Source organism: Streptomyces montanus (assembly GCF_005786655.1).
Taxonomy (GTDB): Bacteria; Actinomycetota; Actinomycetes; order Streptomycetales; family Streptomycetaceae; genus Streptomyces; species Streptomyces sporangiiformans.
Genome location: NZ_VBZC01000043.1, coordinates 76,787 through 85,128, shown reverse-complemented (window position 1 = coordinate 85,128; position 8,342 = coordinate 76,787). Strand labels below are relative to the sequence as shown.

Here is an 8,342-nt window from a genome sequence, read left to right as displayed (position 1 = left end):
GGGCCTCGCCCCCCCGGACGTCGGACGCCGGACGCCGCGCCCCGGACGCCGCGCCCCGGGCGCCGGGCGGCACGCGCGCGTGGCGGCCGACCCCTGGAGCGCTGTTCCGTGTTGTCGGTGGGGTGGGGCACGATGGGCGTATGGAACAGACGAACGGTCATCCAGGTGAACAGGCGGCGCCGGATCCCATCAAGCTGCTGGCGATCCGGGAGACGGCCCTTTCCGTGGACGAGGTCTTCCGTGCTGTCGGGGACGAGGCCGCCGGAGGGACCGCGCTGTTCGTGGGGACGGTCAGGAACCACGACGGGGGAGCGGGCGTAGACGCGCTCGGCTACTCCTGCCACCCCAGTGCCGAGTCGGAGATGCGGCGGATCGCGGAGAAGGTCGTCGCCGAGTATCCGGTGCGGGCGCTCGCGGCCGTTCACCGGGTCGGCGACCTCGCGGTCGGCGACCTTGCCGTCGTCGTCGCCGTCTCCTGCCCGCACCGCGGCGAGGCCTTCGAAGCCTGCCGCAAGTTGATCGACGACCTGAAGCACGAAGTGCCCATCTGGAAGCACCAGAAGTTCTCCGACGGTACGGAGGAATGGGTCGGCGCCTGCTGATCCGTACGCGCCCGTCTTCCGGTTGCGTAACCCCACCCCTGCCGTGAGCGTTGACCAGGTGGATGGTTAATCTGCTGATCAGTCAGTTGCGGTCGCTCATGGGGTTGGGAGGTCGGCATGGCGGTGCTCGCGTGGTTGCTGATTCCGTTTTTGGCTGCGATCGGTGCCGGACTGTGGGGAACCTGGGTGGGCCGGAACAGGAAGACGTCCGGTGACGGCACCGAGCTCGCGGGCTACACGCGCTTCCGTGAGGCCATGGAGAAGTCGCACACGGACGCCTGACCAGGCCTGACCGGTCCCTGAGGCCCCGTACGGGCGGCCCCGACGGTGCGCTTACAGGGTGGTCCCGTACTGTCGTTCCATGCCACGCCGCACCGCGACGATGCTCGCCTCCACCCTGATGCTGATCGCGCTCCTGTGCGCGGGAGTCTTCATCAAAGTGCCGTATTCGGAGATGTCACCGGGCCCGACGGTGAACACGCTCGGCGATCACGACGGCGAGCCGGTGCTTCAGATCTCCGGTCGCAAGACCTACCCGGCGACCGGTCACCTCAACATGACCACGGTCCGGGTCACGAGCGCCGAGTACAACATGAACCTTGTCGAGGCCGTGTACGGCTGGCTGGCGCATGACAACAAGGTGGTTCCGCACGACACGCTCTACCCCAACGGCAAGACGGAGGAGCAGTCGACGCAGGAGAACGCCGAGGAGTTCAGCCAGTCCCAGGAGAGCGCCAAGGTCGCGGCCCTCGAGGAGCTGGACATCCCGGTGAAGTCCTGGACCATCGTCTCCTCGGTGCTCAAGGACAGTCCGGCCGAGGGCAAGCTGCACGCGGGCGACGTGATCAAGAGCGTGGACGGTACGCCGGTCAAGGCGTACGACGAGGTCGCCAAGCTGGTCACCAAGCACAAGCCGGGTGAAAAGGTCGTCTTCACCATCGTGCCCGCCAAGGAGCAGGCCGCCGCCGAGAAGGCGAACAAGACGGCCACCCGCACCGAGAACCTCACGATCACCACGACGAAGTCGAACGACGAGGGTAAGGAGCGCGCGATCGTCGGCATCGCGGCCGGCACCGACCACACGTTCCCGTTCGCCATCGACATCAAGCTCGCCGATGTGGGCGGGCCGAGCGCAGGCCTGATGTTCGCCCTCGGCATCGTCGACAAGCTCACCCCGGGTGACCTCACCGGCGGCACGTTCGTGGCCGGCACCGGCACCATCGACGACGACGGCAAGGTCGGCCCCATCGGCGGCATCGAGATGAAGACGGTCGGCGCCCGCGAGAAGGGCGCCCGGTACTTCCTGACGCCCAAGGACAACTGCGCGGCCGCCGCCCGCGACATCCCCAAGGGACTCACGCTCGTCAAGGTCGACACCATGGACGACGCGATGAACGCGCTCAAGGACATCCGCGGCGGAGACACGGCCGACCTGCCCGAGTGCACCAAGAGCTAGGTGCTGCCGCACCAAGAGCCAGGTGCTCCCCAGCGGATCACGGCCAGGTCGACACAGGCCCCAGCAGTACTACTCCGCGAACGTCGCCGTCAGAGCCTCGGCCAGCCCCGGTACCAGGTCGGACCCGGTGAGGACCTCGGTCGCCGAGTCCTTCTCGCGCAGCCGCAGCGCCGACTCGCGCTTCCCGCCGCGCAGCACCGCGACGGTCATCCGGACCTCCTGGCGCTCGGGGTGCTCGGCGACCCACTTCGCCAGATGTTCCTCGTCGAGGCCGTCCGGTACGGACGCTTCCGCGGACGGCGGCAGCATCAGCCGCTCCACGGACAGGGCGCAGCCGGCCACGGCGTCGGGCCAGGCGATGGTGCCGAGGAACTCGTCCAGCGGGGTGCCCGCGGGGAGTTCGTCCTGTTCGATGGGGGTGAGAGCGCCGTCGGCCGCGTCGTCGCCGATGCCGAGGCGCTTCGCGAGACCCGGCTCCTGGGAGCGCAGTTGAGCGGTGTCGACGAGGGCGAAGAGTCGGGCGGGCTGGTCCCAGCCGAGTCCGGAGACGTACTCGTCGATCTCGAGCACGGCGCGGGTCAGAGGGCCGGCCGCCATGGGCGTGCCTGTGGAGGCGGTGTTGGACATGGTCACAATCCTGCCTCGTTCGACCCCGGAACCGGGAACCGAGTAAAGCATCAGTAAGTTGCATAGATGTGGCCCCGCGCTCGCCGGGCCCAAGACACCAACAGCGAACTTCGAGGTGCGCACCTTGGCTTTCCAGATGCCGGACCGCGGCGGAGGCCCGACGGGGCCACGGATCAGAGTGGGCCGACCGTCCCGACGCGTCCGGACTCTGCTCATGACGCTGGGCGTCCTGGCCGTGCTGGCCATGGCGTTCGTCATGTTCGCGGGGTTCTGGACGGATTGGCTCTGGTATCGGTCGGTCAAGTACTCATCCGTCTTCACGACGACCCTGTGGACCAAGATCGGGCTGTTCTTCGTCTTCGGACTGCTGATGGCCATGGCCGTCGGCGTGAACGTCTGGCTGGCCCACCGGCTCAGGCCGCCGCTGAGCGCCATGTCGATGGAGCAGCAGAGCCTCGACCGCTACCGCATGGGTGTGGCTCCGTACAAGAAGTGGATCCTGCTCGGGATCACCGCCCTCGTCGGGCTGATCGCGGGCGCCTCCGCGGCCGGCCAGTGGCGTACGTGGCTGATGTGGGTGAACGGCGTTCCCTTCAACCAGAAGGACCCGCAGTTCCATCTCGACGTCGCCTTCTACGCCTTCGACCTGCCCTGGTACCGCTTCCTGCTGGGCTTCGGCTTCGCCGCCGCGATCCTGTCCCTCATCGCCGCCGCGCTGACCCACTATCTGTACGGCGGACTGCGGGTCACCAGCCCCGGCGCGCGTGCCACGGCCGCGGCCACCGGTCATCTCTCGGTGCTGCTGGGCCTGTTCGTCGCGCTGAAGGCGGTCGCGTACTGGCTCGACCGGTACGGACTCGCCGTGAAGTCCAGTGACTTCAAGGCGACGGGCAACTGGACGGGCCTCAGGTACGTCGACGCGAACGCGTATCTGCCCGCCAAGACCATCCTGTTCATCATCGCCATCATCTGCGCCCTGCTGTTCTTCGCGACCCTGTGGCGGCGCACCTGGCAGCTGCCTGTCATCGGCTTCGGCCTGATGGTGCTCTCGGCGATCCTCATCGGCGGTCTCTACCCGGCGATCGTCCAGAAGTTCCAGGTCCAGCCCAACGAGCAGGCCAAGGAAGCGCCGTACGTCGACAAGAACCTCAAGGCGACCCGCGATGCGTACGGGATCGATGGCACGCAGGTCAGCGACTACGCCGGCACGAGCGACACCGACGACAAGACCAAGCTGCGCGAGGACGCCAACGCCACGGCGAGCATCCGCCTGATGGACCCCAACGTCGTGTCCCCGACGTTCCAGCAGCTCCAGCAGGTCCGTAACTACTACGGGTTCCCGACCAACCTGGACGTCGACCGGTACAGCAAGAACGGCAAGGACCAGGACACGGTCATCGGTCTGCGCGAGCTGAACCTCGACGGCATCCCGAAGAACAACTGGATCAACGACCACTTCCGTTACACGCACGGATACGGCGCCGTCACGGCCGAGGGCACCTCGGCCGACAACGAGGGTCGCCCGGTCTTCACCGAGTACGACCTGCCGTCAAAGGGCGACCTCGGCAAGTACCAGCAGCGGGTCTACTACGGGGAGAAGACCACCCAGTACTCGATCGTCGGCGGTCCCCAGAAGGAGATCGACTACTCGGACGACAGCGGCGAGAAGACCACCAGCTACAAGGGCGACAGCGGGGTCAACCTCTCCAACCCGGTCAACCGTGCCGCGTACGCGGTGGCGTTCAACGAGCCGCAGATGCTGTACTCCGGTGCGATCGGCGAGGGTTCGCGAATCCTCTACAACCGCACCCCCAAGGAGCGGGTCGAGGCGGTCGCCCCCTGGCTGACCATCGACGGCGACGCCTACCCGGCGGTCGTCGGCGGGAAGATCCAGTGGATCGTCGACGCGTACACGACCACCAACGGCTATCCGTACGCCTCCCGCACCACCCTCGGCGACACGACGGCCGACTCCCTGACCGCTGCCAACAACCAGCGGGCGGTGGTGGCCCAGCAGAACCAGGTCAACTACATCCGCAACTCGGTGAAGGCGACCGTCGACGCGTACACCGGCAAGGTCACGCTCTACGAGTGGGACACCAAGGACCCGGTACTGAAGACCTGGAAGAAGGCCTTCCCCGGGACGGTGAAGCCGAAGGCCGACATCCCGAAGACCCTCATGGACCATCTGCGGTATCCGCAGGATCTGTTCAAGGTCCAGCGCGAGCTGCTGACCCGCTATCACGTGCAGGACGCGACGACGTTCCTCAGCGGCAGTGAGGTGTGGCAGGTCCCGGACGACCCGACGAACAAATCGGGCGACGCCGTGCCGCCGTACTACCTGAGCATGAAGATGCCGGGTGAGCAGGCCCAGGCCTTCTCGCTGACGACGACGCTCACACCGAACGGCCGGGACAACCTGAGTGCCTTCATGTCCGTCAACGCCGAGGCGGGCACGCCCGGTTACGGCAAGATCAGAATTCTGAAGCTGCCGACGGGCCGAACGATCGACGGACCGAAACGGGTGCAGAGCCAGTTCAACTCCGAGCCGTCCATCGCCGAGTCCATCAAGCTGCTGAGCGGTGGTGACTCGCAAGTCGAGTACGGCAACTTGATGACGGTCCCGCTCGACGGAGGACTGCTCTATGTGGAGCCTGTCTACGTCAAGGGTGGCGGACTCAGGTACCCGCTGTTGCGCAAGGTGTTGGTGACCTACGGAGGCAACACCGCCTTCGAGGACACGCTCGGCGAGGCGCTCGACAAGGTCTTCGGTACGGAGGGCACGACTCCCGAGCCACCGGACGAGGACACGACCAAGCCACCGCCGGCCACGGGCAACGCGACGGTCCAAGAGGCGCTCGACGACGCCCAGAAGGCCTACAGCCAAGGCCAGGAAGCCCTCAAGAAGGGCGACTGGGAGGCGTACGGCCGCGCGCAGAAGGATCTTGAGGACGCGCTGCAGCGGGCAGAGGACGCCCAGTCCCAGGCCGACAACACCGGTGGTGGGAGCGGCGGCAACAGCGACAACAACAGTGAAGAGAGTGGTGGAAGCGGCTGAGTAGCCGCCGAGCAGCTGGGCGGTAAAACCCCACCCCCGCGCCGTGATACGGTTGCAGAACAACGGCGCGGGGTGGAGCAGCTCGGTAGCTCGCTGGGCTCATAACCCAGAGGTCGCAGGTTCAAATCCTGTCCCCGCTACTGAAGACGAAGGGCCCGAATCCTCAAGGGATTCGGGCCCTTCGTCATGTCCGGATCGTTCCTGGGTTCCGCTGGCTGACCAGTGCCGTCGTGACGAAGGCCGCGCCTTGGGGTGGGAGTTGGGGAAACTGTGTTTCACTTGTCTCTCTGTGGGCAAGTCGACAAAACGCTGTAGTGACCTCACTGACTGCGGTATACCAGGTGTACCCAGGTTGCAGGTGGTGCGACGATGGACGTTATGGGGGACAAGGCAACTCTGTTGGAGACAGGGCGGTTTGTGCAGCCTTCCGACCGGGATGAGGCCGGCGAGGCTGTGGAGGAGGCACGCCAACGGCTCGCCGCGGAAGCCGGCGACGTCGAGGCGATGAGTGTCCTCGGAGCCATGCTGCTCCGCCGCGGCGATCTCGACGGAGCCGAGCCTCAGCTTCGTGCTGCCACCGCGGCCGGTGACCGTGCCGCCGCCAACAACCTGGGTGTCCTCCTGCACCAGCGCGGATACGCCGACGAGGCCGCCGGTTGGTGGCGGATCGCCGCCGTCGCCGGATCCGCGGCCGCCGCGCACGCGCTCGGACGCCACCACCGTGAGCGCGGGGACGAGCCCGCCGCCGAGTACTGGCTGCGCCAGTCCGCCGAGCAGGGGCACGTCCTCGGTGCGTACGCGCTCGCCGACCTCCTCGAGCACCGCGGCGACGCCGCCGCCGGCGAGGAGTGGATGCGGGCGGCCGCCGAGCGGGGGCACCGGGAGGCGGCGTACCGGCTCGCCCGCGCGCTGGACCGGCGGGCCGCCCGAGAGAGCGCGGGGAAGCGGGGCACTGACGGCGGTGTCGTGGATGCCAGGTCGGTGGACACCGGGCCGGTGGATGCAGGGGGATCCGATGCACGGGTATCCGGTGCAGGGATGTCCCATGCCGCGGTGTCCCTTGCAGGGGCGTTGGATGCTGAGGCGTCCTCTTCCGGGGGGCCGGATGCGGGGCTGCCCGAGGCCGGGTCGTCGGATGCCGGGGTCCCTGAGGCGGAGCTGTCCGAGGCCGGGTCGTCCAAAGCTGCGTCGTCCAGCGATGGGGCGTCCAGCGATGGGTCGTCCAACGCCGGGCCGTCGAAGGCCGGGATGTCCGCCTGCGCGGAGGCCGAGCAGTGGTACCGGCAGGCGGCCGCGCGGGGGCACCGCAGGGCAGCGCTGCACCTCGGGGCCATCCTGGAGAAGCGCGGGGAGCTGAAGGAGGCCGGGCGCTGGTATCTGACGTCCGCCAAGGACGGCGAGGCGCGGGCCGCCTGTGCGCTCGGGTTCCTGCTGCGCGACGCCGGCGACACCGAGAGCGCCGCCGTGTGGTGGCTGCGGGCCGCCCAGGACGGCGACGGGAACGCCGCCAACGCCCTGGGGGCGCTGCACGCCGAGCGCGCCGAGACGCAGACCGCCGAGCGCTGGTACCGCGCCGCGATGGACGCCGGAGATGTGAACGGCGCGTACAACCTCGGGCTGCTCTGCGCCGAGCAGGGGCGGACCGGGCAGGCCGAGCAGTGGTACCGGCGCGCGGCGTACGCGGGACACCGTGAGGCGGCGAACGCGCTGGCGATCCTGTTGCTGCAGGTCGGCGACGCGGCCGGGGCCGAGCCGTGGTTCTCCAAGGCCGCCGAGTCCGGCAGCGTCGACGCCGCCTTCAACCTCGGGATCCTGCACGCGGGGCGGCGTGAGGAGGACGCGGCGCTGCGGTGGTACGAGCGGGCCGCCGCCGCCGGACACACCGAGGCCGCCCTCCAGGTCGGGATCGCGCGGCTGCGTGACGGCGACGATCGCGCCGCCGAGCGGCATCTGCGGTGCGCCGCCGGCGGCGGGAGCGCGGAGGCCGCGTATCGGCTCGCCGCGGTGCTCGACGCACGGCGGCCGACCCCGCCCGCGCACGAGCTGGGGGAGCCGGCGACCGAGAGGAGCGAGTGCGAGGAGTGGTACGAGCGCGCGGCTTCTCAGGGGCACCGGCGGGCCCAGGTGCGGGTCGGGATGCTGGCGTCGGCGCGGGGGGACGTGGTCGAGGCGGCGCGCTGGTATCGCGAGGCGGCGGAGGCCGGATCGCGGAACGGCGCATTCAACCTTGGGCTGCTGCTCGCCCGGGAGGGGAGCGAGCCCGAGGCCGCGTTGTGGTGGACCCGGGCCGCCAATGCGGGGCATGGGCGGGCGGCGTTGCGGCTTGCGCTGGTCTACGCGCGTCGGGGAGAGCTCGCGGAAGGGCAGCGTTGGGCGGATCGGGCGGTCTCACTCGGGCCCTCTGAGGTCGCCGAACGTGCGGCCCGGCTTCGCGATGCGTTGCAGGAGGAGCTGTCCGCCTGAGGGGGCGCCTGAGGCGGCCGGGGCTTCCAGGGCTGCCGGGGCTGCGGGGGCTGCTGGGGCGGCTTTCCGGCCCCGCAGCCCGGGGACGGTGAAAGCGATTTGCAGTGGTCCTTGGTGTTGACGTACTGTTCAGTTC

General features: G+C 68.9%; 6 protein-coding genes and 1 tRNA gene. 6 read left to right on the top strand and 1 reads right to left on the bottom strand.

Going from position 1 to position 8,342, the window contains the following annotated elements:
* Nucleotides 1–140 precede the first annotated feature (140 nt).
* From FE633_RS32040 to FE633_RS32035, 3 genes are all read left to right on the top strand, one after another.
* Complete coding sequence (locus tag FE633_RS32040; protein WP_138048676.1) at nucleotides 141–602, top strand: molybdenum cofactor biosynthesis protein MoaE; 462 nt, start codon at nucleotides 141–143, stop codon at nucleotides 600–602.
* Between the two features lie 117 nt (nucleotides 603–719).
* Complete coding sequence (locus FE633_RS47465; RefSeq protein WP_171060192.1) at nucleotides 720–884, top strand: hypothetical protein; 165 nt, start codon at nucleotides 720–722, stop codon at nucleotides 882–884.
* Nucleotides 885–963: 79 nt separating this feature from the next.
* Complete coding sequence (locus FE633_RS32035) at nucleotides 964–2,058, top strand: YlbL family protein (RefSeq protein ID WP_138048675.1); 1,095 nt, start codon at nucleotides 964–966, stop codon at nucleotides 2,056–2,058.
* 69 nt (nucleotides 2,059–2,127) lie between these two features.
* Here FE633_RS32035 and FE633_RS32030 read toward each other — a convergent pair whose 3' ends face one another.
* Nucleotides 2,128–2,685 (bottom strand): PPA1309 family protein, encoded by a 558-nt coding sequence (locus tag FE633_RS32030; protein WP_246113928.1) that lies wholly within the window; start codon nucleotides 2,683–2,685, stop codon nucleotides 2,128–2,130.
* Between the two features lie 136 nt (nucleotides 2,686–2,821).
* Here FE633_RS32030 and FE633_RS32025 point away from each other — a divergent pair, with 136 nt between their 5' ends.
* The 3 genes from FE633_RS32025 to FE633_RS32015 all read left to right on the top strand — a co-directional run bounded on the left by FE633_RS32025 (nucleotide 2,822) and on the right by FE633_RS32015 (nucleotide 8,206).
* Nucleotides 2,822–5,743 carry a UPF0182 family membrane protein gene (locus FE633_RS32025; protein WP_138048682.1) on the top strand — a complete coding sequence of 974 codons (2,922 nt, stop codon included), beginning with the start codon at nucleotides 2,822–2,824 and terminating at the stop codon, nucleotides 5,741–5,743.
* 66 nt (nucleotides 5,744–5,809) lie between these two features.
* Nucleotides 5,810–5,883 (top strand) — tRNA-Met (locus tag FE633_RS32020).
* Nucleotides 5,884–6,112: 229 nt separating this feature from the next.
* Nucleotides 6,113–8,206 (top strand): tetratricopeptide repeat protein, encoded by a 2,094-nt coding sequence (locus FE633_RS32015; protein ID WP_138048673.1) that lies wholly within the window; start codon nucleotides 6,113–6,115, stop codon nucleotides 8,204–8,206.
* Nucleotides 8,207–8,342 lie beyond the last annotated feature (136 nt).